Raw genomic sequence first — 25,037 nt, forward strand, 5'->3', positions numbered from 1 at the left:
CCCGCCCAGAGGCATACGGCCCGCGACTCTGCCGTGCCGAGGTCAGTAGAGCCAGCGGTCCAGGAGCCCTGGCCAGAGAAACCCCTCGTAGCCGTTGAAGGCCGCCGGGTCGATCATCTTCAGCTCCTCGGCCAGCCGGTTCAGCTCCTCGAAGGCCCGCTCTTCCTCCTCTTCGGAGAGGTACTCCTCGGGACCGTCCGGCTCACTGAGAAGCTCTGAGGATGTGACCCGACTGCCGTAACAGTGAAGGACGTTGAGCCACACGCCGACACCCGAGTTGGCGAACCACGCCTCCCCGTCCGGCATGACGAAGTAGACCGCCCCGGTCTCCGGCTCGACGCCGAACGATGATCGCTCGGCCTGATCATCGAGGTCCGCCTGCTCGGTGAGACGGTAGAGCGGGCCCCGGGACGTGAGCAGGGCTGGCTGCGCCTCGCTCTGCATCACGATTCGTTCGACGAGGCGCGGAGCTACCGGGATGCCCACCTCGACGAGCTGTGCCTTCATGAAGCCCGGGATCCGCCAGCCGGCCACAGCGTCCCGTCCGGCTCGCGTGACATGCCCCAGACCGGCCCACTCACTCAGCTGGTCGTACGTCACCATCGAAGGATCCTCTTCCGTCGGCTGTGGCCCTGACCCTATGAGGCGCTCTCAGGTCATGGCACGGCCGAACTTGCGGGACAGCCCGTAGCTAGCCTCGCGCTTTCACGAGCTGGGTGTCCGAGGCTTGGTCAAATAAGCGGATAGTGATCCTGACCTGCAACGATGGGACTTGTCGAGGGTCCTGTTGGCTGCATGGGAAGAAGCACTCTCCAGGTGAAGAAGCGTATCGGGTCGTACCCGCGTGTCCGCATCGAGGGCGGCGGCCGGACGGTGGTCTCGTAGGCCGGGGAAGTGCTGCTGGTCGAGACCGTCCGCAAGGTCGGCCTGGACACCGCGATATCAGCAGCGCTCACGCCGTGGCGGAAGGCTCGGGCGGTGCACGATCCGGGCAAGATCCTGTTGGACGTGGCCCTGGCGGTCGCATTGGGCGGGGACTGCCTCGCGGATGTCGGCATGCTGCGGGCCGAGCCGGCCGTGTTCGGGCCGGTGGCCTCCGATCCGACGGTCTCCCGTCTGATCAACACCCTCGCCGCCTCCGGCCAGAAGGCCCTGCAGGCGACTCGTTGCGCACGGGCCCAATCCCGCGAGCAGGTCCGGCAGTTGGCCGAGGGTAGTGCGCCTGAACGTCGCGCCTCTACAGATGGCCGGCCACCGCCACCACGTACGAGCACGTGGACCAGTGGCTCCGCTCGCGCTACTGCACGATCGTCTGGCACCGCACCCGTGCGTCGGGCACGCTCGTCGACCTGGTCGCCGCCGACTCGATGCCGTGCCCGGCCGGCGTCGCGCTCTACCGGACGGGCCCGGGACGCGTCGCGCGCCCGGGCCCGTCCCGTATCGGTGCAGGTCAGCGGACCTGGACGGATGCGACCAGAGTGTTCAGGTCCGGCCAGAGCTTCTTGTTCGTCTCCGGCAGTACGACCCACAGCACCGAGGGGCGGACCCGCCCGGTGTCGACCACGAGGACCGCGTTCAGGTCCATCGTGGACGGCACCCCGCGTTTGTGGAAGTGGATCTCGCTGACCAGCAGCCAGGCGTCATGTCCGTCGACCTTCAGCGGCTGCGAGGCGACGTCGACCAGGATCGCCTGGTCACGGGGGTACTCGTAGCGCCGCCGCTCGTCCATCACCGCGCCCGCCACGCCCCGCAGCTCCCCGGTGCCGCCGGCCGCGGCCATGATGTCCTCGTCGACCTGCGTGGACTTCACGAGTGCGCGCTGGCGCCCCTCCTGCTTGCGGGTAAAGCCGTCGAAGACCGGATCCAGCGTCTTGCTCCGGTCCCACGTGCCGCCCAGCTCCGCGTACTCCAGGGAGGAGTCCGTGACGGTGCCGATGACCGGCGAACCCTCGCCCGGGTAGTCCGGCACCTTGACGGTCCCAGTGAGCCGGCGCTCCTCGGGCAGCGGGGAGGCGCCGGGGGTGAGAGTGGGCACGGGAATGCCCCGCTGCGGGGCGTCCGCGGTGCTGCCCGCGCAGGTGGCGGACGAGGAGCCCGGTGTGCTGTGCGCCTGCTGGACCACCTTGCCGCCGACCAGCACGGTGCACGTGAGAGTGCCCCCTTCCTGGTCCTCGCGGCTTCTGACGTCCAGATAGAAGTCGGCGCCCGCCGCCAGCTCGACGGTCTTGCGGTACGGCAGGATGACGACCCCGTGGGGCTCGTGGTTGCCGTTCGCCTCCCCGACGGTGAGGTTCACCGAGAGGTGGTCGCCCGTCGCGATGTAGGTGACCTCGACCCGCCGGGATTCCTTGTCCGGGGATGCCCCGTCGTCGCTCGGGTCGCCGACGGCCAGGGCCAGGCCCACCGCGCCGAGCATGACCACCTCGAAGAGGATCACCAGGGCGCCGACCAGGTAGAACCCGCCCGGGATCCGGTCGAAGGTCTTCTTGCCGCGGCCGGAGTGGAACTCGCGTCTCGGCTGGGATGTCTGCGTCATGTCCTCCTCCCCCTCACGCCCGGCCGCTGTGGCCGGACCGGCGGTCGGCCGGCTCGTCGGCGAACCGCGTGGCCAGCAGCCCCGCCTCCCGCGCCTCGTCCAGCATCCGGTGCAGGTCCTGGAGCCGGGACCGGTCGGCGAGCCCCTCGATCTCGGCGACGGCCAGCTCGTCCCGCACCGTGTTCACCACCAGCTCGTGCATGTCCTCGCCAAGTTGCTCCAGCTCTCGTACGGCCTCCCACTCGCGGTACGCCGCGTCCGCCGCGCGGGTGTTCTCGGCGTACTGCTCCAGCGCCTCCACCCGCTCCTCCAGCGCACTCGACGACAGCCGCAGCGCCTGCCGCTGAGTCCGCAGCACCTCCTCCACCCGCGAGCCGGAGGCGTCCCCGGCAGCGGTGCGCACCTTCCGAGCCAGCCGGGTCAGCTCGGCCAGGCGCTGGGCGATCTCGTACTGTTGGGCCGGCAGCGTGACGTCGTTGGCGATGTCGTCCAGCAGCCCCTCCCGGTCGACCTGCGACTGGAGTACCGCCGTCACGGCGGCCTGGGCGCGCTCCATCCGGCGCAGCGGCGAGTGACCAAGCAGCTCGCGCAGGGAGTCGTCGCCGAAGTCCTCGGCCAGGTAGTAGCGGCCGTGGCGCAGCCGGGCCACCCGCTGCCGCTCGTCGGTCCCGCAGCCGAGGACGACGATCAGCAGCCAGGCCAGCAGGTGCACGCCCACGACGGTCAGGATGAATGCCTCGAACCCGAACTGGACCCCGACCCAGATCAGCCCCGCCTGCGCCGCGAGCCCGAGGGCCAGGCCGGGCCACACGCCGATCAGCGCCCACAGGATCGTCACCGGCAGTAGCGCGCACACCGCGGAGCCCCCCAGGGCCAGCCAGATGTCCGCCTTGGTACGGCCGCCCAGCCCCGGCTCCTCGGGCAGCGGCAGCGTGGCTGGGAAGAGTCCGTCGGCGGACTTCTCCAGCAGCGCGCGCTCCGCGTCCTCGAGGGCCGGATCCACCACCGGCCGCAGCGCAATGTCCTGCGCCATTCAGCAACACCCCCACAGGTTGGGGGAGATCGTGACACACGCCGGAGGGGCTGCCCACGCCACCCCTGTTCCCGGCCGCCGACTGAGACGGCACGAACCCGAAGACAAACTGTCTTCCACCCTTGGCCTGATGCCGCTGAGGCCGACGGGGTGCGACGCGCAGCCAGAGGCGCGAGAGGTGCCCCTGTCCGGTAGTCGGCGCCCCCAGTCCTGCGCCCGGTGACCCCTGTCCGGGCGCTGGCAATTGCCACTTCACACGCTTCGGTGCATTCCCTTGAATGTAACTGGCGCGTGCACCACGGTAGCTAGTCGATCACAACCCTGCGGAGACGTCCGTCCCAGCCGCCTGGAGTCGCAAGGGTCGGTGACACTTGCTTCACTTCGATCCTCATCTCCATCATCGACTCGTCGGCTTCCACGAGCCGGACAGAGAATTTCCGCTCCGGGAATGTGTAGACGAGTCGCGCGTGCCAGGACTTGACGAGAAGTGACCCGAGTTCGCGGTGCAGTGAGTCGAAATCTTCACTGTGCACGGGCACCGCGCTGAACAGGTGGCCCAGCTCGAAAATGTTGAAACTGTCGACCGCCTCCGCCCAGGAGAGCTCTTCCCTGTCGGGGATCGCACGGCCGGTAGTGGCGGACAGCCTCTCCCGGATCTCCTCTTCGTCATTCCCGCTCAGGCCGAGGAAAACCGCGCCATGAAGCTCGACGAGGCGAGGCCAGTACAGGAACGAGTACATGAGTGCGTTGACCGTGTCGCCCGCCTCGCTCAGATACGAGACGGGGTCATCTGTCTCGACATCCGGAAAGAACTGACGAAGGTAATTGATCAGCATGTGACTACAGTCCTGCCTGCTTGGCCATTTCGAGATCGTAGCCCTGCGTCGGCCGTTCGCTGAACCGCCTGAGGACTGCCGAGGTCCGGCGAATATTCTTCGATTCCTCGAGACTCAGGTACGCACCGTCCAGAAGCAGGATGCTGCCATTTGAGTCCAACAGATCGAAACGTGCCTTGGCCCGCACTACAGCGTCAAGTTCGCGCACTCGGCTGATGACGGGGCGAGGCCGATGACCTGCAAGAAGGTCAAGCCGAGAAAGATCCACTTGAACCAGTCGGGTGTATCCAAGGCGCGCACCGCCGCCGGACGCGCACAGAAGGAGATCATCCGCCTGCTCAAGCGGGCGATCGCCCGAGAAATCCTTCGCTACCTCACCACGCCCGTCGCCGTCCCGGGCATCGCCGACCTCCGGCCCGCACGCCAGGCCAACGACCTCGTGCACGATAGGAGACGTCGCTACATCCGTGCAGGTCAACGACTCGGGCGTTGCGAGGGCGCAAGCCGCTGACCTGCGATGATTCCTATCATGCACGAGGTCGCAAGGGCTGTCCCGTAACTGCTGGTCACGGAGCTGCCCAGGCTGCGGAAACTGCGTAGCTCCTGAGTTCGCGGTGCCGGTATCGTCCGGTCTCTCGACACGCCATACCAGCGTCCTACGTTCAGAGAGCGATGCACATGACCAGCCAGCAAGCAACGACGACCCTGTGGCGCCCCACCGGCCCCAAGGAGCTGGATCTGGTTCGGGAGCTGAACTGGCGTGCGTGGCCGCCCCGGCTGCCCGAGCAGCCGATCTTCTACCCGGTCCTGAACGAGGACTACGCGATCAGGATCGCCCGGGACTGGAACGTGAAGCACGACGGCGCAGGCTTCGTCACTCGTTTTGAGGTCGAGTCGGAGTTCTTGAGCCGGTATCCCGTCCAGCAGGCCGGCGGGCAGACGATCCTCGAGCTCTGGGTTCCGGCCGAGGAGCTGGACGACTTCAACGCCCACATCGTCGGCGAAATCCAGGTGGTCCACGAGTTCCGCTGAGGCGGGGAGGGATGCTGGGGCAACACGCCGGACCGGTGGGATGATCCCGGCGTGGCTGGCGTGATCACGGCGTCGGAGTCGTCCTGGACAGCCCCCTTCACCGGGCTGAGCCCGCGTGCCCTTCGGGGAAGCTGGTGACCGTGCTGCGGCGCGAGGGTGCGGACGCGGTCCGCAAGGGTCGACCGTGGGGCCTGCCCTTGGAGGACCGGGCGCTGCTGGTCACGGCGTACTGGCGAACCAACTTGACGATGCGCCGGCTCTCACCGCTGTTCGGGGTGTCGAAGTCCGCGGCGGACCGTGTGATCAACCATCTCGGTCCCATGCTCGCGCTTCAGCCCCGCAAGCGGTTCGCCAAGGACGCCGTGCTCATCGTGGACGGCACCCTGGTGCCCACTCGCGACCACACCGTCGCCGAGCAGTCGAAGAACTACCGCTACTCCACGAACCACCAGGTCGTCATCGACGCTGACACCCGGCTCGTCGTCGTGGTCGGCCGACCGCTTCCCGGCAACCGCAATGACTGCAAAGCCTGGGAGGAATCCGGGGCCAAGGCCGCCGTCGGCAACACCATGACGATCGCCGACGGCGGCTACCCGGGCACTGGCCTCGTGATGCCTCACCGCCGCCGCAAGGGCGAGGAACTGCCCGACTGGAAGCAAGCACACAACAAGTCCCACAAGCAGGTCCGGGCCCGCGTCGAGCACACATTCGCCCGCATGAAGACCTGGAAGATCCTCCGCGACTGCCGCCTCAAAGGCGACGGAATCCCCCACGCCATGCGCGGCATCGCTCGCCTGCACAACCTCGCTCTCGCCGGATAAACGAGCGGGACACACGGCGGCCGAGCACGTCCAAGGTGATCCAAAGATCATTTACGGGCCAGCCCTCAGGCCAGGAACATCACCCTCACCACCGTCGCCGAACACTTCGCGGTCCGGCCTGCGGTGATCTCGTGCCTCGAACGCGGCACATGCCGCGACGACGCCCTCGCTTGACCTCGGCCACCCAACACTCCTCGTCCCTGAGACGCCACGTCATGGATGATGAGGCGATGTTCGTCCGCACGCAGAGGCTGCCGCAGACCACGCAGCGGCCCATGACAGTTCGGGTTCACACCCCCATCGGGTCCGTCGTGGTGCTCTGGGGCGGTGACCCGCAAGAGGCAGACGGCCAGCACCTTGTCGAATGGACCGTCGACGACGACGTCCGCTGGGGCCAGAACACCCGGCTGGCCTCTTCTGCCGAGGCGGAACTCCGGCAGGAAGGCGGCCGGGTGATCATGCGCGGCCTCCTCCACGTCACGGTGGACGGCGCCGCCTGTCTCAAGTTGGGCCCCTGGTCCGTGCTGTTCGATCTGGCAGCACCGATCCCCGGCGGCCTGGACGATTCCTGGGTTGAGATTACCGTCGGATCTGAGAGCGTCGCCCTCTACCCCTACCAAACCTGACCGGACCGGACCGCTACCAGGTTCTCGGACCCCTTGACTGACAATAGGAGCATCATTCCCTCGAGTTCCGTCTCCTCACCTACGGCGTCTGTGAGGACGCCGGAGGTGAGGACGCCAACGCGAGGGGCGGGGTGTCCGGGCTGTACGTGGGTTCTGTCGGTCGGTGGTTCTGGCGATCTGTCGGCCGACGTGAGTCCACACCGGCTCGGCAGGCGTCTCAGGCGCCCCACAAGACCGCCCCATCCCTGGCCGCCCCCAGTCCGACGGACGCGCGTAACCCCTGAGCCCAGGGCTCGCCGTAAAGACCATCCGCCGGGGAAGGCTCGGCTAGGGCCTCTCGTCTGGATCAGGCTGGGCTCGCTCGCGTGCGGGTCTGATCCGAACGGAGGTCCCAGCGAACGGGCGGGGCCGGTCAGTTGGCGGGTGTCTCGCCGTACGCGCCGAAGCCCGCCACCACCAGGCCGTCCCGGAAGGTCAGCACCTCGCTCACCCTGCCGCCGATCTGGTTGAGGTAGTCGATCACGAGTGCGTCGACGCTCGCCCGTACGTCCATCACCTCGAACTTCAGGTCGGGTATCCGCTTGAGCCCTGCCGCCCAGTACGCACGCAGGGCGGCTTTGCCGTGCACGGTGCCGGCCGGGTCGCCCGTCAGCCGGGCGATCATGGGCGAACTGAAGGTCACGTCGTCGTGGTAATGCGCAAGAATGCGGTCCAGGTCGTGTGAGTTCCAGTCGTCCTGCCACTGAGAGGCGAAGCGACGGGCGAAGTCGAGATCCATACGGATCATGATGCGGCAGAGCGATGATGGACGCGTGCACTTTGAACCCATCACCTGGGAACGGCTGGCCCGCACCCGCGCCGCCCACACGCCGCGGGAATCGGATTCAGCGCCAGCCAGGCTTCACCGGCCGCGCCAGGCAGTGTCGCCGAGGGTCACGCCCACATCAGGAGCGATGCGAGGGTGAGGTCCAAGTCGTCGTATGCCAGGCCCAGGATCTCTCCGCGCACCGCGACCCGCCGGCCGCCGTGGAAGGCAGCCTGTCGCCCGCGGCAGGACACGCGGGGGCCCAAGGGCGAGGGGCAGCGGTCCCTGGCCCGCTTCACGGGTGGTCATGTCCCTCACCACCCCGTCGGCAGGCTGCTGAGGAACGGGGCAAGCCGGTCGGCGATCACCCGGTCGTCGTGAGCCGAGGTGTGCCCGTCACATCCGAGGAAGTCCAGGCCCGACTGATCGAGGAACCAGTAGTGGACCCCGCTGTCGCCGGCGTCGTTGCGCGCAACGACCACCTGCCGCACGTACTCGGCGTTTCTGTCGAAGCCGACGGCCACGAGGGTGGTGCCGGCACCGTAGCGCGTCCGCAGTTCCCGGAGGAACTCGCCGTAGGCGGTGCGGAAGGCGGCCGCGAGACTGTCGGGCGTCCACGGTTCACCGGAGGTGAGGTCGGAGAAGTCGTTGGACCCGAGGTTGACCACCACGATCTGGGGGCGCCACGTTCCCGGGTTCTGCCAGACGTCGCCGTCCACGTTCAGCAGGGCGCGGTCGTAGTAGGTCCGGTACGTGAGGTCCGGGCAGATACCGGCGACATTGCGCACCATGCCGAAGCCGGAGAAGCCGTTGATCTGGTAATCGGCATCCAACTGCTGGGCGGTGAGGGCGCCGTGACTCACGTCGGTGTTGGTGCTCCGCTTGAGCTGCTCCGGATTGCAGTCGCGGGTGCCCGAGGTATTGCCGTAGCCCACCGTGAGGGAGTCCCCGATGAACTCGATCTGGCGGTCCCGGGGCGCCGGCTTGCTCAGTACGGCTCCCCCGGGCGCGGCGACGAAGCCTCCGAACGTGCTGGTGTCCCCCGGGGTGTCGTTGCGTTTGACGACCCGAACCGTGTGCTCGCCGTCCCGTAGGCCGTTGATCCAGTGCGTGGTGTCGCCGGGTGTGACCAGGGTGGCGACGGTGGCCCCGTCCACCTGGACGTCGTAGTCGGCGGCCGCGCAGTCGAGTACCACCCCGAGGCCGGTCCCGCGGAAGCGGCCCTCGAAGTACACCCCGGGCCAGCTGAACTGCACCGTTTCCCCGAGGTCCTTGACCCGCCCTGCGGTGTGCACCTGCTCCGAGACGCTTTTCATGGGCACCAATTGCCACTGCTGGTTGGCGTGCCGCCCCAGGCGGTGAACTGCACAACCTTGGCACCGTCCGTGGTGGCAGCGTTCAGGACCTCGACGGCCCTACCGCTGTTGCCGTTGATCAGAAGGACGTAACCGTCCGCCGAATTCACCAGCCGGAACTGCTGGTTCGAGCCGTTGGTGTCGCCCCACTGCACGATGTCCGCGTGGTCGGCGCCGGACCAGCCGGGAACGTCGGGCACCTTGCCCGAGTGCTGGGCCTTCAAACGGTAGTAGCCGTCGCCCGATTCGACGAACTGGAACCTCTGATGGGCGGCACCACCGTTGCGGGTCCACTGCTGAACGACGGTTCCCTCAGCATTACTTGCGCCGGATATGTCCAGTGTCTCGGCGCTGCCCTGGGCAAGCGCCGCCGGGCGCCTCACGCGCCCCGGCTTCGGGTTCCTGTCTCTGAAAGTCATCTGCGTGCCATCTCTCCGGCCCTGTGGCGCATCGGTGGGTCACGGCTGAACGTCCGACATTCCACCCCTGAATGTCAACCAATTTGAAGGGATGGCATAGACCAACAGGCGCCCGATTTACGCGACTTGTGGGGCAGACCTTGGCCGGCGCGCGCCAGCTCTTCAGATGCGCGAATCCGTGCTCGACCAGGGTCTCCAGGATCTCTGCCGGAGCCGTGCGTGGCGGGCCGCTGGCATTCGCAACATCCGGAGTCCGGACACGGAACGAGAAGACCCGGACCGGCGTGTCGCCGAGCCGGGCCTTCCTCATCCCCCACAGGGGTCCGCGGTTACTTCACCCCCACCGCACGGATGATCTCCTGCTTGACCGCACCACCGCGGTCGTCGGTCGCGCCCGCCCGGAAGGAGATGAACTGCGCGCCGTCCGGCACCCGCACCTCACCTGTCCAGGCTGCTCCGTGCCGCGACTTCTTGAGAGCGACCTTCTGCCAGGTCTTGCCGTCGTCGTACGAGGCCTCCAGCGTGCCTCCACCGATCGTGCCGGTGTCCGGCGCGCCCTTTACGTACTCCGCCGAGATCCCGACGGGCAGGCGGCTCCCGCCGCGCACATCGCCCTTCAGGTCGGTGTCGACGTCGAAGCCGAGGTTGATCAGCGGGAGGAAGGTCCAGCTGCCGACCGGGGTCTCCTTGGAGCGGAAGGTCCACTCGGAGTGTCCCTTGGTCGACAGCCGCCAGCGCGCCGGGTCCAGCGTGGTGTCGGTGACGACCTTGAACTCGGCCTCCTCGGCCGGGACGTTCCGGGCGTAGGCGGCGGAGCTCATCCTGCGGTCGACGCGGGTGCCGTTGACGTACACCTCCGTGTACTGGGTCATCGTGTCGTCGTTCCACACGTTGCCGAAGCCCGTGTGGTCGGGACCCGAGTCGCCCCAGCCGGGGGTGTTGAACTGCAGGTTGTTGCCCGACCGCTCCTGTCCCCAGCCCAGGCCGGTGCCCAGCCACGGGTGCCAGACCGGCTTGAACAACTCGCGGTCCGTGCGGGTGTCACCGCGGTACGAGACGATCCCGCCGCGCTGCTCCAGGGAGTCCTCGAGGTCGACCGACTCGTGCCAGTGCTGACCGCGAGTGGTGGAGACGTACTCGGTGCGCTCGGCCGGGAAGGAGATGTACTCCTTGAAGCCGAAGCCGATCGGGAAGGTGTCGGTGATCGAGTAGCGGAACTCGCCGCCGAGCTCCTGGCGGCCGGTCGGCATGTGGAACGTGGAGCGGACGGTGGCCAGTTCGTCGTCATCCGGCCTGAAGACCAGGTCGGACGGGATCGCGCCCGGGTGTCCCTCGGACAGGTCGTAGGTGTACGGCGTGAAGCGGGTGCCGTTCAGGTCGACGGACTGCTTGTGCGCCGCGGCGGACGCGAGGCGCGCCCCGTCGGCCGCGTTGACGGTGGCGACGGCCAGGGGCCGGTCCTCGTACTGCGCCGTGCCGAACCAGGTGTTCAGCCGGCCGGGCGCGTCGTCGGTGACGAACAGGAAGGCTACGCCCGCGTCCTGGGCGAGCTGCGCGACCTCGACGGGCGTCAGCGCGCCGGCCCGGACCAGGACGGCCTTGCCCTTCACGTTCTTGCCCGTGTACTCCGCGGCCGTGCCCGTGCCGACGTCGACGAGACCGAGCCGCGAGCGGCCTTCGAGCAAGGTCGTGCCCGGCTGGATGGTGGCGCCGGAGAGCCGGTCACCGCCGACGCTCGCCTCCACCATCGGCTTGCCCAGGCGCCAGACGGTCCGGTACTCGAAGGTGCCGGTGGCGGGCTTGCGGGTGGGCGCCGCGAAGAGCGAGTCGTACTTGATCGGGACCTGGACCGCGGCGCCGTAGGAGGTACCGTTCGCCTCTCGGTCGAACTCCATCAGGATCTGGCGGCTCTCGGTCCGCCGGTCGACCTCCGCCTTGATCTCCTTGAGCTTGCGCCCGTCGAGGGTGATCTCGCGGTCGCGGTCGAGGACGATCTCCGGGTCGGTGAGGAGGCCCAGGCCGAGCGAGTCCTTGCCCTTGGAGCCGCGTACGTCGAGGAAGGTGTCCATCGCGTACGTGCCCGGCTTCAGGCGGAGTTCGATCGTGCCCGACTCGCCGACGGTCGCCGGGAAGGGGATGGCGCCCTCCGCGAGACGCTTCACGCCCAGGTTCGCTGCCGTCGGGGCGCCGTCCCGGTCCTTGACGTGGACGGTGAGGGTGTAGCGCTCCTCCTCCTTGACCAGGCCGATCGCCGTGTGGGCGACGGCTGCGCCGCCCGCCGAGGCGACGATCCGGCCGGAGAGGTTGCCGACGGGGGCCTTTGCGCCGTCACCGGTGACGGTGGTCTGCGCGCTGCCGTGGGCCGGGACGGTGAGCGTGGTGTCGGCGAGGGTGACCACATCTGCGGGCGCGCCCTCGACGGCGAGGCTCAGCTCGACCGGCTGGTCACCGGAGTTGGTGTACGTGACGGTCTTGGTGACCGGCTTGTTCTCCTCGTACGGCCAGGAGAAGAAGCCGAGGTCGGCGGAGCCGGTGGCCGTGACGTCAGCGGTGATCGCCGCGGCAACGTCCACGCGGCCGGCGCCGAGCGCGTAAGAGGAGGCGGAGAGGGTCTTCGACGAAGACATCAGGGCGTTCTTGAGCTGCGCGCCGGTCCAGTCCGGGTGCTTCTCGGCGAGCAGCGCGGCGACACCGGCGACGTGCGGGGTCGCCATCGACGTACCGTTCATCGAGGTGTAGAGACCGGTGCCGGCAACCAGCTGGGAGCGGGCGGCGAGGATGGAGACGCCGGGCGCGGAGAGGTCGGGCTTGAGGGCCTGGTCCCCGAAGCGGGGACCCTGGCTGGTGAAGCCGGCGGCCTTGTCGGCGGAGTCGACGGCGCCGATCGTCAGCGCGGAGTCGGCGGCACCGGGCGAGCCGATGGTGCCCGGGGCACCGCGGTTGCCTGCAGCGATGACGAACAGCGCGCCGGTCTCGGCACTGAGCGTGTTCACGGCCTGAGCCATCGGATCGGTACCGTCACTGGCCTCGGAGGAACCGAGGCTCATCGACACGATCTTCGCGTCGATGTCCTTGGCGGCCCACTCCATACCGGCGATGATCTGCGACTCGGTGCCGGAACCCGCGTCGCTGAGCACCTTGCCGACAGCGAGGTCCGCGCCGGGCGCGACCCCCTTCTCCAGCCCGTCCGAACCTGCGCCGCTGCCACCGACCGTGGAGGAGACATGGGTGCCGTGGCCGTTGCGGTCGGCGACCTCCTGGCCCTCGATGAAGGACTTGGACTCGGCAACCCGGCCGGCCAGGTCGGGGTGGGTGAGGTCGGCCCCGGTGTCGAGGACGGCAACCTTCACGCCCTTGCCGGTGAGCCCGGCCTCCCACGCCTTCGGCGAGCCGATCTGGGCATTGGACTGGGCCATGGTGGCTTCGACCCGGCCGTCCAGCCACACCTTCCCGCCCGCGGAGCGGGTGGTGGGCGAGGTGAACGACCGCCAGAATGCCGCCGGATCCGTCGTTTCCACCGCCGCGCCCCCGATGCTGGGCAGGGAGCGGACGGTCTCGATGCCGCGTGTCGTGGCGGCGCGCGCACCCTTGCCGTGCGTGACGATCAGCGGCAACTCGTCCGTGATGCCCTGCTCGATGAGACCACTGACATCGAACAGCCGCGTGTCCAGGGCACCGGATGCCAGGTAGGGACGGGCCTCGTCGGGGATGACCGTGATCCGGCCGTCGGATATCTCGCTGCGTACGCCTCCGGTCGCGCCCTTGGCCCGCTCGACGGTGACGGTCTTCTTGCCGCCCCCCAAGTCGGTGACGGTGACCCGGTCGCCGGTGACGAGCACGACGGTCGTGCTCGAGGCTTGGGACCCCTTGAAGGTGTCCGGCACTGCATCGGCGGCGTTCCCGGCAGCGGCGGTCTGCCCCGACGAGAGCAGCACCAACGAGATGCCCGCAGCGAGCAGCCCTGCTCTCCCGCCGCCTATGGAAAGTCTGATCATCGACGTACTCCTCGGGCACCCGGGGAAGGGTGGTTCCGGGTGCGGCGACGAGTCTGTATTCGAATTCCGCCGACTGACTACCGGACAGCCTGGCGGCTATGCGCCCTGGCGGAGAGCCGCCACAGCACCGCCCTCGGCGGGGTGCCGCGTCATGGCAGGTTGGGTGTCCTGCGCAGCGGCAATCCCTAGGTGTTCCTCATCCGAGGCCAACCGGGCTTCGGTGAAACTCCCGGCGATCCTCGACTTCGACTTCCAGGGCACGTCGTCCACCGCTGCAGCGAAGTGCGCGGACGCAGGTGATCCCCAGGCTGGGGCTCGCAGCGGTCGCCGTCGACAAGGAGGGTGTGAAGGGTTTCTGGCGGTCGGTCAGGCCGAAGCTGGGCAGAGCGGACGGCACGGCGGTCCGCGGATTCGCCGGGGTCGCCAAGCTCTGGTACGACGCCAAGGCAAAGGGGCCACGGGCTTCGACGCCAACACGTGAAGGTCCCCGTGCAGGACACCGGCGCCGACTGAACCACGACGACATCAAGTCGAGGGTCGTCGCCACGGCCGTGGCCACGGCTCGGACCGAGACACCCGGCACTGACGACCCGCGCTGGCAGCAACCATCGCTACTGCTTGGCGTGCACACGGATCACGCCGACGAGTTGGGGAACTACTCCTGGACGATGACGCTCTCCCCCTCGCCATCAGGCTCCTCGAAGTCGGCGAAGTAGCGTTCCAGGAGTTCGTCGGAGACGGTGACGCTGTTTGCGTCGAGCCGCTGGTTGCGGCCGGCCAGCCGGCGTCGCAGGGTTGCAAGATCGGCCTTGAGGCGGATCAGCTCCCATCGGCATCCGTGACTCTCGATCGCGGCCTTGTATCGGTTTCGGGTGGCGCGGTTCCAGAAGCTGTAGTCAATGACGGTAGGCAGCTTCGCCTCCATCAAGCGGACCAACTCTTCCCACAGTTCCCGCTCGACGGCGGACTTGAGTTGCTCGTAGTCCGCCGGGGCGAGGCCGGACGCGTCCTGACCGGTGCGCGCCCACACCACCTCGTCGATCGACAGGCGGGTGTAGCCGCGGCGTTCAAGGGCCTGCGCATACGTGCTCTTGCCCGAGCCGGGCAGGCCGCACATCATCACGACGAGACCGCGCTCCGTCCCGTCCAGATGTGGCAGAAGATCCGCCTCTTCCATGCGGGTGAGGTTAACGTGCAGGAAGGCGGCTGTGCCCGGCGTCTTCTCGGCGCGCACCTGCCTGGTGCTCAGTGGTCGGCCGGCGACAAGAAATGGGCCGCACCGGTTGGGCGAGTTGTGACGCCTACCTGGAGCCCTTCATCCAGTCCCGACGGGCCGCCTCGATCTCCTCCTGGGACCGGCCGATGAAGTTCCACCACACGTCATGCGTTTCGACGTATCCGCAGGTCAGGTGCCATTGATCCCGTGAGGAGTCAGCCAAGGGTCAGCATCGCAACGGGACGGGTCCCCGGTGCCTTGATGGGGCAGCGCCCACCCCGTCTCAGGCGGTCGGGCCCGACGTCCAGGAGCTGGGCAGTGGTCCGTTCACGGTGGGGGACGACGAGTCCCGTGTTGACGTCTGCGCCGTCCCCGAGCACCGTCAAGGCTGGCATTCACCTCGGGTGACAGCAGCCTTCGGGCGGCTCAACAGGGCCGTCGCGAGCCACGTACCCAAGGTCGGACGGCAGTGGTCAGCCCCAGGCAGGAGCCGAGAAGACGCTGGCCGAGTTGTACCCCGCGTGCGCGGGGGCGGGCCAGCCTACGGGTCCGGGCTGGGTTCGGTGGAAGTCTGCGGCCACAAGCGTCGCCAGGTTGAAGTACGCCTCCCGGGTCTGCGCCTTCATCTTGGCCAGGTCGACCTCCGCTCCCGCGGAGAGGTGCTCGTCGAAGGGGATCACCACCACACCGCGGCAACGAGCACGGAAGTGGGCCACCACATCGTTCAGCTTGACGATCTTGCCGGTCTTGCGCGACTCGGACACCACGGTGATGCTCCGCTGCACCAAGTCCGCGTAACCCTGGGCATTGAGCCAGTCCAGCGTGGTGCTCGCGCTGGCGGCGCCGTCCACGCTGGACGTGGCCACGACGATCAGCTGATCTGCGAGATCCAGGACGCCGCCCATGGCGCTGTGGAGGAGGCCGGTACCGGAATCCGTGAGGATGATCGGGTAGTGCTGCCCGAGGCAGTCGACGACCTGGCGATAGTCCTCGTCGTTGAACGCGGTGGAGAGGGCAGGGTCCACATCGTTGGCGAGGACCTCCAGGCCGCTCGGCGACTGGGAGGTGTAGCGGCGTACCGCCATGTAGTTGGGCAGGTTCGGGAGATCGGCCACCAGGTCACGGATCGTCGCGTTGGTCTCCCGGCGCACCCGGCGGCTGAGTGTGCCGGCATCCGGGTTTGCGTCGATGGCGACGACGCGGTCCTGGCGCTCGGTGGCCAGCATCGCGCCCAGTGCGGTGGTGGTGGTGGTCTTGCCGACTCCGCCCTTCAGGCTGATCACGGCGATCTTGTAGCAGTCCATCACCGGGGTGCGGAGTACGGCCAGCTTCTGCTGGCGTACCCGTTCGGCACGCCTTCCACCGATGCGCAGCTTCTTGAGACCGTCTCGGAGGCCGGCCTTGTTGCGAAGGAGACGGTCGGACGAAAGCTCGACCGACGAGCTCTGCCCCAATGCGCTGCCAAGCCCTGAGCGATCGAGCGGCACGGGGGCGTAGCCGGCCGCCGCCCGGCCGTTGACCGGTGGACCATCGGCGAACCGTGACCGCTGCGCCGTCCTGGCGTACGAGCGTGACAGCGGAGCTCCTCCCTGATTGTTGGCTGCGGCCACGTCGGCTGAGGCCCGTGGTCCGAATTCACCGTGTCGTTCGTCGGACGACCGCACAAACGTCTCGGATTCCCTCGAGGCGGAGACCTGGGGCTCCGTTGCGGCACCCCGATCCGGTGCCCCGCCTCCGGAGGCGTCCGGCCTGCCCTCCCTCCCATCAGGAGCAGGGCTGCCGACGCTGATGTCACGGTCATTCGTCATTCTGTTCAGTCCTTTCGATGATCTTGAAGAGCTCTTGGGGACAACTTCGGCGCGTCGGCGACGGGATACTTCCGCCTTCGATCTACGGTGTTCTTCTGACTGACGAGGCGCACCGCCACCGGGGCGGGCCTCGACATCGGACGCATACATCTGCTGCTGGCCGACAGGAGGGCACTTCTGGACGTCGGTGGCAGCGACCTTCGGCCGGTCGGCCCCTGCCGCTGGACCTTCGGGGGGCCGGCCACTCCCCCGCCTGTTCAGGGGGGTCGGCGGTCCGTGCGTGGACGGGAGCAGCTCGGGCGCGTCAGCACCTTTTATCCCTGGGTCCCGCATGCTCCGAAGGTGCGACGGCTTGGCGACCGGGCGGAGACCTCTGCGGACCAGCATCCCGTTGCTGTCCACGGACAGGTCTTGCTCTATGAACTGCTCTACGGTTACGACCTGTTTTCCCGCGCTCAAGGACCGGGGCGGTTGGCACCAGGCCATGGCCTGTCCATGGCCGCCCCACTCACGCGCCGCCGCCGCGCGGCGCTCGGCGATTTCCATGGCTTGCTGGACGGCCGGAGGAATCTCGATCCGGCTCCTCACCCGGTACCGCCCGGTTTCCAAGTCGTCCGCGCACTGCAACTGCACTTTCAGAGGTCCCACGAAGGAGTACAGCTGCGACTCGGCGTACTCGCGCACCTTCTCGACCAACTCGTCGCCGAGCATCACCAGGCACGTGCTGTGCAGTGCGTGATCGTCCTTGTTGAGCTCGACGACGAAGCTGTTGGGGACGACGGTGCGGTCGTGGCTCCAGATTCTGGCTTTGACGTCGCACTCACGCCGGAGCGCGCCAACGAACTCCAAGGGCTGCACCGCAGACTTGAAGGCTTTGGCGAAGGCGCCGTTCACCCAGGCCTCGAAGCGCTGCTCCAACTTGTTCAGCGTTCCCACTGTCAGCCTTCCAATACGGATCGCCCGCCATTTGAGCGAATGTGCGTTCACTGACTGGGTCTTTTTAGCCAAATTTCGCTCATTACTGCGGTGTGTCTCCGTGATTCACTCGATCGTCTCCGCAGTCGCCCGCTTCGGCCTACGCCGGCGCCGACGAGTCGGCGCACAAGCGTCCGAGCGCGGACGGGACGACGCGCCGGCATGCCACATTCACCCCGCCCCCGGTCGCTTCCATCTCCGGCATGAACTTCGGCCACATCGGGAGTGGGTCCGTCCGACGAGCGTGGACATCGCGGCGGCACGAGAGGCTGCGGTGGCGAGCGGCCTGGCGCACAACCGTGCGCGGGAGGTGATCAAGGAACACCTGATCGGCACGGTCACGAGCACGCTGAAGCGTGGCACCGCCGAGGCCCTCGCTCACATCGACGCCCAGATCGCTGGAAGCACGAGCCTCGACCTCGATGCCGAGGCCGAGGCCGACCTGCAAGCTCTCGGCTTCGATGGTGCTCCGGCCGCCGACCCGGCCGAGATGTTTGATGCGGATACGGTGCGCACACTGGCCGCCACCGTGGCCGGGGAGCTCCGGGCCCAGGCGGCAGCACATCCGGGCGACCTGCTCGCCGTGATCTGCGCGAATGCCCGGCTCGGCGACATGACGTCGACCGGCGTCACTCGGTGGGCGCGGCTCGTACCGGCATCCGAGGCCCGCGGCCTAGAGTTCGACGCGAGCATTGTCGTCGGCCCGCAGGAGATCGTCGAGGCTCGCCCCAGCGGCGAACGTGACCTGTATGTCGCTCTCACGTGTGCCACCAAGAGGCTCTGCTCTATCGCAGTCCAGCCCGCGTGAACGTCGATACGTCGCCCCTCCCCCACTGCCTTGGTGAACTCAGCCTTGGATTCGCTGCCGGGAAGGTAAGTCAGTGAGTCCCTGCTGGCTTCGGCGGCTTCGGCTTGCAGCGCGGGAATCGCGTCGATCATGTGCTCTTGGCGTCGACGAAATTGCCACCGCGAAAGCTCCGGCATCACTCCGGATTCAGAAACCGAGCGCCGTACCTGGCCACACGTGCCAACTGGGTTGCTCAGTCGGCTGCCGCGGTAGCCGATGGGAGGTGTTCGGCCGCAGCACAGGCAGGCGGGCTCGGTCTCCCACGGCTTCCGACGACGCTCGGTGCCAGGGACGCGGACCGACCACACGTTCGCGCAGTTCGTTGATCAGCTGTGCTCTAACCTGACGGGGCTTCGACCGTTCGAGCCTGGGGTGGGGATCCGTATGGCAACGCGCACGACCGACGACACCGAGCCGAGACGGGAGCGGCGGCTGTCGGGCCGTCAGGGAACGACGCTGCTCCGCCCTCTCCTCACGGCCGTCGCCGCGCTCCTCGTCGTCGGCCTCGCCACGGGCTGCTCCGCCTTCGGGAGCTCGCTGCGCGTCGTCTGGGAGGCCCCGGTCGACAGCAACGCCCGGGGCTACGGCAACGGTGTGTGGCTGGTCGGGGACACGCTCGTCCACAGCCGCTATGACGCGGTCACCGCCTTCGACGCGGGGACGGGGAAGGGCCGCTGGGAATACGCCCCGCCCGGACTGGAGCACATCTGCGCCGTCAGCCGCCGGGCGGCCGGGTCCGTAGTTCTGATCGCCCGGGGCAACTTGACGGACGCGGGCTGCTCGACCGTCGCCGCGCTCGACCTCACGACAGGCCGCGAACGATGGCACACGCCCCGTGCCCCGGGGGGCCTGACCGAGACGTTCACCGACATGGTCGCCGTCGGTGGCGGGATCGCCGTCCTGCGGGACGCCGACGAGATGTGGGCCCTCGACGACGACATGTTGACCCCCGACATCCGGCCCGCCGTCTCCGGATCGAAGGCCCTGCGCGCTTTCGATCTGCGGACCGGCGCCCCGCGCTGGACAGCGGCCGTCCCGAAGGGCTGCGTGCCCGAGCAGGTGGCCGTCGGGGAGCGACAGGTCGTCGCCGTACTCGCTTGTGCCCGCACCGAACTGCGGCTCGCCGCGTTCGATCCGGCTGACGGCCGGCAGAGGTGGACCGCGCCCCTCGGCGGCCGGACGACGCCCGTACCGGACGGGCAGGTGACCCTGTTGTCCGCCGAACCGGCGGTCGTACAGACCGGCGGGACGACGGAGGGCCAGCGCGGCGCCTTCCTCGTCTTCGGCGCGGGTGGAAAGACCACCGCCCGGATCGAGACCACCGGCGGGTACGGAACGGGCCAGGCACACACGCCGGCCCTCGTGGCCGTCGCGGACGGGCGGCTCTATCTCGGCGCCGAGAGCAGGGAGCGCGAGGCGTACCGGGACCGCGTGGTCGCCTTCGACCTCAAGAGCGGCAGCCAGGTCTGGCTGGAGGACGTGGCCGTCGCTGGCGGTCTGCGCGCCCTCGACGTGACCGGCGGCCGGGTGACCGTCCTCGCCGACCGCGGCTCCCGGCACGACGGCCTCGACGAACTGCGGGTGCTCGACGCCGCCACCGGCGACGAGAAGGAGAGCATCGAGGCCGGTCTCGACGTGGACCGGGCGCAGGGCGAGCTGGCGCAGCTCCTCGTGTACGAGGACCTGATCGTCGCCGTGCGGCAAGATTCGGGGCGCCTCTTCTCGGTGTACGCGCGCGAGTGACGGATCGGGGACTGCCGTCACGATCACGAGGGCGGAGTTCACGGGGTGAGGGCCAGCCAGTCAGCGGCGCCCGCCCGCTCCCCTCCTCCGCAGCGCCCCCGGCCGACCGGCCGGGGGCGCTGTCGCGTGCGTGCGCGGTCGTGGGTGAGGGGGGTCTCCTGAGCGCATGTTCCAACCTGCCCGCCGATCTTCTTGAGCGTTCGCTCAAACTGGGCTAACGTGCGATTTGAGCGAACGCTCAAACCGTGGGAAGGGTGAGGCGGCGGCCATGGGGTTGTATGTGGAAACCGTGATCGACGCCGATATGGAGGTCCTCTGGGAGCGGACCCAGGACCCGGCGCGGCACCAGTCCTGGGACCTGAGGTTCACCTCGATCTCTCATCTGCCCCGCGCCGAGGGGGCGCCGCAGCACTTTCGCTACGCGACCCGGCTGCTGCCCCTCGTGTGGATCGCCGGCACCGGAGTCAGCGCGGGCGAGCGGCAGCGGTCCGACGGCACGCGCGTCTCGGCGCTGCGCTTCGCCTCGGGCCACCCGCTCTCGCTGCTCGCCGAGGGCAGCGGCTACTGGCGCTACATCCCCGGCCCCACCGGGATCCGCTTCCTGACCGGCTATGACTACCGCCCGCGCTGGGGCCGCTGCGGTGCCGTCGCCGACCGGCTGGTCTTCCGGCCGCTCATGGGCTGGGCCACCGCCTGGTCCTTCGACCGGCTGCGGCTGTGGTGCGAACGCGGGACCCATCCGCGCGCCGCCCTCGCCCGCGCCCTCGGGGAGAGCGCCCTGCGCCTGACCCTGGTCATCGTCGCCCTGCTCGCCTCTCCCGTCGCCCCGCTCGCCCTGGCGGCGGGCACCGCCGTCCTCGCCGCCCTGCTGCCCCCGCTGTCCGGCACCCCCGCTGCACGCCGCTGCCGCCGCACGCCTCCCGGGCGCGTCCGCGCCCCCCGGCTGCTCGCCATCCTGGAGTCCTCGTGACCTCGATCTTTCACACCCACATGGGCGCCGACTTCGGCCGCCTGCACCCCGAGATCCGGCGGCGCTTCTCCGTCGGGCTCGACAGCGGCGAAGCCTGCGTCGGGCGCGGGACGATGGAGCGGATCCGCCACGGTGCCCCTTTCGTCAAGCCGTTCCTCCGGCTCGGCGGGACGCGCAACATCCTCGTACCGCGCGAGGGGCGCCATGTGCCTTTCGTCATCGAGAACTTCCCCTACCTGGACTCCTTCGGCCGCGAGACCGTCACCTTCGTGCGGACGTTCCAGCTGCCTGACGGCCCCCACCGCTTCGATGCCACGATGGTCTTCAGCCCCGAGCGCGACTGCGTCCTCGACTACCTCGGCACCCACCAGCACCTCGCCAGCGACCTCCACATGAGCGCCGAACCCGACGGATCGCTCCTCATCCGCTCCGGCGAGCACCGCTTCCGCGAGGGCCCCGTCGACGTTCGCGTCCCGTCCCTGATCGGAGGCGAAGCCGAGGTCCGCGAGTCGTTCGACGAGAGCACCGGCCGCTTCCGGATCCGGGTGCGGGTGACCAACCGGCATTTCGGCTTCCTCTTCGGCTACGAGGGCTCCTTCACCGCCGAGTACGTCGACGCGGGCGGAAGCGGACTCCGCGCCGGCCTGCGGCCCCTCCGCGAGGAGGCCCGCGCGTGAGCGCGTCCGGCGGGGCCACCCGCCTCAAACTCCTCGAAGGGGCCCTGCGCACCCTGGTCGAGCAGGGCATCGCCAAGACCTCGGCCCGCTCGATCGCGACCACCGCCGGAGTCAACCAGGCGCTGATCTTCTACCACTTCGGTTCCGTCGACGAGCTCCTCGCCGCCGCCTGCGTGCACGGCGCCGAGCAGCGCGTCTCCCGCTACCGCGAGCGGCTTGCCGCCCTGGGCTCCCTCACGGAACTCCTGACATTCGCCCGCGCGATGCACGCCGAGGAACGGGCCGCCGGCCAGGTGGCCGTCCTCGGCCAGCTGCTGGCCGCAGGCCAAACCGCGCCCGCCCTCGCGGCCGCGACCTCCGCCGGGCTCGCGCTGTGGATCGAGGAGCTGGAGGCCGTCCTGACCCGGCTGCTCGCCACGACCCCCCTGGCCGCCTTCGCCGACCCCGCCGGGCTGGCCCGCGCTGCGGCCGCCTCCTTCGTCGGCATCGAGCTGTACGAGGGCGTCGACCCCGAGGGCGCCGCCCGCGCCCTGGACTCGCTCGAACAGCTCGCCGTCCTCGCTCAGGCCCTGGAAGGACTCGGCCCCCTGTCCCAACGGGCAGTCACCCACCGGCTGCGCCGCGGCACCCGAAACTGACCCGGCGTCACCTCGCTCGGCCAACACGGATTATGAGCAATTGAGTTGGCGGGCTGTGCGTCGGAGGTGGCGACAGAGCACTCCTGAGCGGGAAAACCACTTTGGGGCGCCGGGTGGGCGTGGCAGGCTTGCGCAGTGATCGTTGAGTTGGTTCCTCGCTTCCTGACCTGGGACGACGTGGACCCCGCCCGCCAAGCCTTCGACGGCGCATCCGTAGCGCATACGGTGCGCTCGCTCGGCCCTGCCCGGTGTGTTCCTACCCGCCCGCCCGTCCCTTTCGCGGACCCCGCGATGAGCGCCTGGAGCCGTGGCGAGGCCCAGTCCTGGGCCGATGCCATGTCGTATGCCCTCGTTCAGCACTACGGCCGGTGGACTGTCGGATGGCGCTGGTCGCACGACGAGGGGGATTTCGACGGCGGACCGGTAGGAAACTGGTGCTGTCCGCGGGACTCGATCACGACGCCGGAAGAGACACTGCCACGTGTCGAGGCTGCCCTACGTGAGTGGCGCGAGTGGCTGGAGTACCTCGCCCGCTGGTTCGAGGCGTACCCCCTGGACCTGACCGACGTCGAAGCCCAGCGGATCTTGTGGGAGCGCGCGGCGAGGAATCTGATCCTGCAGGTCGTCGACCGCACCGGGTGCGGCAGCGGCTGGCACGGCCACTGCCACCAGGTGCTCACCTGGTTCCTCGATCGCTGGGGAGTCGCGCCCGACGTGGCTGGGGACCTGGTCGACGAGGCGATCGGTGGACGGTTCCACAGCTGGACCGGTCCTGACACGGTGGTGGTCGACGACGTCGCGGAGCAGCTTGCACTCTCCCTGCAGCCGACCGACGGCCGTGCCCGCGCAGACGCGCCGGCTCAGGACCACTTGGAGCGCTGGCTCGCGGTACGGGAATCGGTGCCGTGGCACGAGATCCCGGACAGCGCTACGGACGGCCCGGTGGTGCCCCTTCGCGACGGCGCGGCGGAGGACATCCGGGCCTTCGACGGCGCCATCGACCCTTCCCGAGCCGAAGGCCTGCTCAGCGCACTGGAACTGCTCCGATCCGACGCGGCACGCGGAGCGCGGCTCGACTTCGCACTGCTCAGCAGTTGGCAGCAGCACATCCTGGGCACCCCGCAGCCGCCACGGTTCCGCAACTCGCCCGCCTTCGCCAAGGCAGGCCGGGAGCGCTACGGCATCGGGCCGGACACACGTGCCCGCTTCAACACGTGCCTGGCCGAGAGCGCATCCGACGCCGGCCGGCCGCTCAGCCTGACCGCCCGCGCCGCCCGTGCCTGTCTCGACGTCTGCTTCTTCCATCCCTTCGAAGACGGCAACGCCCGCTCCGCGTTCCTCACCCTCGTCTTCGTCCTCGCCTGCGAGGGCGTCGCACTCGACGGAGTCAGCCTCCTGCGCCGCATCACCTTCGAGGCCGACGACCCCCAGGACCCACTCATCCTCGTCCGCTACATCAACCTCCATCTTGCGGAGACCCGGCGCCACACCGCCGAATCGATCGGCTCGGTATCGGCATGAGCGCCTCAGCCGGCGAACGCCACCGGCTCTGGCGCTCAGCCACGATTGTCACTTGGCGCGCTACCTGCCCATAGTCCGGCCAGGTAGCGCGCTCAAGGGTCTGCGCCGGCGCATCCCCGCAGGGAGCGGCCTTCATAGCGACCTTGGGGCCAACGGCGGTGGCGCGTACTCGGAAGAGCGCCGAGCATCCCGGCCGAGCCCGACCTCGCACGTATGCCTACTGCGAGTAGAACGTCTTGATGCTGACGGCCGGCCCGCCGGAACTGCGTGCCACCGCTGCCTTCGCCGCCCCCGTCACCTTGACCGTCTCGGTGCTGCCGGCTGGCACGACGGTCAGGCCACCGACCGGTGCTACTTCGACCGCCTGCTGGGTGTCACCCTCGTCCGGCTGGTCCCACACGATGTAGACGACTCGCACGGTGACCGGGAAGTCGTTGTCGTTGGTCAGTTCGACCCCCGCAAAGCGTTCGAACCGGCTCATGTCCCGCCCGCGGCCGTCCACTGCCTGAGTAGTCACTTCGAACTCCCCTTGCGAGGCCGGGAGACGGGTCATGGCCACGCTCCCGACGGTCACACGGACATCCACGACGTCCTCCTGACCAACACCGGAGAACCTCAGGACGTCGTAGAACTGCCCTTGCGGGACCACCAGGGCGCCCCGATCGCTGCCGTAGACCGTTTCCACCTCGACGTCGTGCAGGACGCGGCGATCCTTGTCGAGCGCCTCGAACATCAGGACCGGGACGAGCGATGACCGCGAAATGTTGTCGATCTCCAGTACCTGGTTGATCGTCTCGTCCTCACCGGAGTCGGCGACGTACCGGAAGGACAACATCTGGGAGAGCCCGCCTAGCGCGGACAGCTCGTCCGGACCCTCGCGGGTGTGGGTCTCGCGCCGCTCTCCGCATCCACCCAGCAGCGCCATGCAGACGCTCACCGCCACACTGACGGCAATCAGTCTTCGCCGACCCATACCCATAGCCCCAGCCTCTCCCCGACGGGTGATGATCATCGGAGAGTATCCGTCGGCGCCGACGTTTGTTCGATATTGCTGGGTGACCGCTGACCGTCGAAATTCGACGCCTTCCCCACAGTTGCTGCCGACCTCGGTACGGACCCGAAGCCACCGAGCGGCTACGCGCCGAGGTCGTGCCGCCGTAGAAGCGATTGTGTGGGTGCGCCGG

21 protein-coding genes and 2 pseudogenes are annotated in these 25,037 nt (G+C 68.8%); 11 read left to right on the plus strand and 12 right to left on the minus strand.

The annotated features are described in order from the left end of the window. Positions 1 to 42 precede the first annotated feature (42 nt). Complete coding sequence (locus ACFW9O_RS33715) at positions 43 to 603, minus strand: SUKH-4 family immunity protein (RefSeq protein ID WP_384614663.1); 561 nt, start codon at positions 601 to 603, stop codon at positions 43 to 45. Positions 604 to 816: 213 nt separating this feature from the next. Here ACFW9O_RS33715 and ACFW9O_RS33720 point away from each other — a divergent pair. Next, positions 817 to 1,227, plus strand: a pseudogene (locus tag ACFW9O_RS33720) (transposase); the annotation flags it as partial. 223 nt (positions 1,228 to 1,450) lie between these two features. Here ACFW9O_RS33720 and ACFW9O_RS33725 read toward each other — a convergent pair. The 4 genes from ACFW9O_RS33725 to ACFW9O_RS33740 all read right to left on the minus strand — a co-directional run bounded on the left by ACFW9O_RS33725 (position 1,451) and on the right by ACFW9O_RS33740 (position 4,613). Further along, positions 1,451 to 2,536: a hypothetical protein gene (locus ACFW9O_RS33725; RefSeq protein WP_384614665.1), complete on the minus strand. Its 1,086-nt coding sequence runs from the start codon at positions 2,534 to 2,536 to the stop codon at positions 1,451 to 1,453. 13 nt (positions 2,537 to 2,549) lie between these two features. Next, on the minus strand, positions 2,550 to 3,569 hold the full coding sequence (locus ACFW9O_RS33730) for a hypothetical protein (RefSeq protein ID WP_384614667.1): 1,020 nt from the start codon (positions 3,567 to 3,569) through the stop codon (positions 2,550 to 2,552). 305 nt (positions 3,570 to 3,874) lie between these two features. Continuing rightward, on the minus strand, positions 3,875 to 4,405 hold the full coding sequence (locus ACFW9O_RS33735; RefSeq protein ID WP_384614669.1) for a hypothetical protein: 531 nt from the start codon (positions 4,403 to 4,405) through the stop codon (positions 3,875 to 3,877). A 4-nt stretch (positions 4,406 to 4,409) separates the two neighbouring features. Then, a complete protein-coding gene (locus ACFW9O_RS33740) occupies positions 4,410 to 4,613 on the minus strand; it encodes a hypothetical protein (RefSeq protein WP_384614671.1) in 204 nt (67 codons plus the stop codon). Positions 4,614 to 4,637: 24 nt separating this feature from the next. Between ACFW9O_RS33740 and ACFW9O_RS33745 the strand changes: the two genes are divergently transcribed. The 4 genes and pseudogenes from ACFW9O_RS33745 (at position 4,638) to ACFW9O_RS33760 (ending at position 6,884) form a co-directional block, all read left to right on the plus strand. Beyond that, entirely contained in the window at positions 4,638 to 4,916 is a 279-nt protein-coding gene (locus ACFW9O_RS33745; protein ID WP_384614673.1) for a hypothetical protein, read from the plus strand. 161 nt (positions 4,917 to 5,077) lie between these two features. After that, entirely contained in the window at positions 5,078 to 5,437 is a 360-nt protein-coding gene (locus tag ACFW9O_RS33750; protein WP_345516813.1) for a hypothetical protein, read from the plus strand. 51 nt (positions 5,438 to 5,488) lie between these two features. Beyond that, a pseudogene (locus tag ACFW9O_RS33755) lies at positions 5,489 to 6,258 on the plus strand (transposase). A 215-nt stretch (positions 6,259 to 6,473) separates the two neighbouring features. Beyond that, positions 6,474 to 6,884 (plus strand): hypothetical protein, encoded by a 411-nt coding sequence (locus ACFW9O_RS33760; RefSeq protein WP_384614675.1) that lies wholly within the window; start codon positions 6,474 to 6,476, stop codon positions 6,882 to 6,884. Between the two features lie 412 nt (positions 6,885 to 7,296). Here the strand turns inward: ACFW9O_RS33760 and ACFW9O_RS33765 are convergent, their stop codons facing one another. The 6 genes from ACFW9O_RS33765 to ACFW9O_RS33790 all read right to left on the minus strand — a co-directional run bounded on the left by ACFW9O_RS33765 (position 7,297) and on the right by ACFW9O_RS33790 (position 17,490). Continuing rightward, the gene (locus ACFW9O_RS33765; RefSeq protein ID WP_384614677.1) at positions 7,297 to 7,662 is read right to left on the minus strand and encodes a nuclear transport factor 2 family protein; all 366 of its coding nucleotides are present in this window, start codon (positions 7,660 to 7,662) and stop codon (positions 7,297 to 7,299) included. Positions 7,663 to 8,003: 341 nt separating this feature from the next. Further along, positions 8,004 to 9,005 (minus strand): SGNH/GDSL hydrolase family protein, encoded by a 1,002-nt coding sequence (locus ACFW9O_RS33770; RefSeq protein ID WP_384614679.1) that lies wholly within the window; start codon positions 9,003 to 9,005, stop codon positions 8,004 to 8,006. Beyond that, the gene (locus ACFW9O_RS33775) at positions 9,002 to 9,463 is read right to left on the minus strand and encodes an RICIN domain-containing protein (protein WP_384614681.1); all 462 of its coding nucleotides are present in this window, start codon (positions 9,461 to 9,463) and stop codon (positions 9,002 to 9,004) included. Before ACFW9O_RS33775 ends, ACFW9O_RS33770 begins: the two co-directional genes overlap by 4 nt. Positions 9,464 to 9,792: 329 nt before the next feature. Next, positions 9,793 to 13,458, minus strand: coding sequence for a S8 family serine peptidase (locus ACFW9O_RS33780; RefSeq protein ID WP_384614683.1), 3,666 nt, complete (start codon positions 13,456 to 13,458; stop codon positions 9,793 to 9,795). 655 nt (positions 13,459 to 14,113) lie between these two features. Further along, positions 14,114 to 14,692, minus strand: a complete 579-nt coding sequence (locus tag ACFW9O_RS33785; RefSeq protein ID WP_384614685.1) for an AAA family ATPase — start codon at positions 14,690 to 14,692, stop codon at positions 14,114 to 14,116. Between the two features lie 455 nt (positions 14,693 to 15,147). Next, complete coding sequence (locus ACFW9O_RS33790; RefSeq protein WP_384614687.1) at positions 15,148 to 17,490, minus strand: FhaA domain-containing protein; 2,343 nt, start codon at positions 17,488 to 17,490, stop codon at positions 15,148 to 15,150. Between the two features lie 211 nt (positions 17,491 to 17,701). On the opposite strand from ACFW9O_RS33790, the gene ACFW9O_RS33795 reads away from it, so the two are divergent. The 6 genes from ACFW9O_RS33795 (at position 17,702) to ACFW9O_RS33820 (ending at position 23,853) form a co-directional block, all read left to right on the plus strand. Beyond that, positions 17,702 to 18,265: a hypothetical protein gene (locus ACFW9O_RS33795; RefSeq protein WP_384614688.1), complete on the plus strand. Its 564-nt coding sequence runs from the start codon at positions 17,702 to 17,704 to the stop codon at positions 18,263 to 18,265. Between the two features lie 423 nt (positions 18,266 to 18,688). Then, positions 18,689 to 20,047: a PQQ-binding-like beta-propeller repeat protein gene (locus ACFW9O_RS33800; RefSeq protein ID WP_384614689.1), complete on the plus strand. Its 1,359-nt coding sequence runs from the start codon at positions 18,689 to 18,691 to the stop codon at positions 20,045 to 20,047. 268 nt (positions 20,048 to 20,315) lie between these two features. Then, positions 20,316 to 21,017: a hypothetical protein gene (locus tag ACFW9O_RS33805; RefSeq protein WP_384614691.1), complete on the plus strand. Its 702-nt coding sequence runs from the start codon at positions 20,316 to 20,318 to the stop codon at positions 21,015 to 21,017. Continuing rightward, on the plus strand, positions 21,014 to 21,694 hold the full coding sequence (locus ACFW9O_RS33810) for a DUF4166 domain-containing protein (protein ID WP_384614693.1): 681 nt from the start codon (positions 21,014 to 21,016) through the stop codon (positions 21,692 to 21,694). Before ACFW9O_RS33805 ends, ACFW9O_RS33810 begins: the two co-directional genes overlap by 4 nt. Further along, on the plus strand, positions 21,691 to 22,332 hold the full coding sequence (locus tag ACFW9O_RS33815) for a TetR/AcrR family transcriptional regulator (protein ID WP_384614695.1): 642 nt from the start codon (positions 21,691 to 21,693) through the stop codon (positions 22,330 to 22,332). Before ACFW9O_RS33810 ends, ACFW9O_RS33815 begins: the two co-directional genes overlap by 4 nt. Before the next feature lie 291 nt (positions 22,333 to 22,623). Beyond that, entirely contained in the window at positions 22,624 to 23,853 is a 1,230-nt protein-coding gene (locus ACFW9O_RS33820; RefSeq protein WP_384614697.1) for a cell filamentation protein Fic, read from the plus strand. A 217-nt stretch (positions 23,854 to 24,070) separates the two neighbouring features. Here ACFW9O_RS33820 and ACFW9O_RS33825 read toward each other — a convergent pair whose 3' ends face one another. Next, positions 24,071 to 24,778 carry a hypothetical protein gene (locus tag ACFW9O_RS33825; RefSeq protein ID WP_384614699.1) on the minus strand — a complete coding sequence of 236 codons (708 nt, stop codon included), beginning with the start codon at positions 24,776 to 24,778 and terminating at the stop codon, positions 24,071 to 24,073. Positions 24,779 to 25,037 lie beyond the last annotated feature (259 nt).

Source organism: Streptomyces sp. NPDC059499 (assembly GCF_042749285.1).
GTDB lineage: Bacteria > Actinomycetota > Actinomycetes > Streptomycetales > Streptomycetaceae > Streptomyces.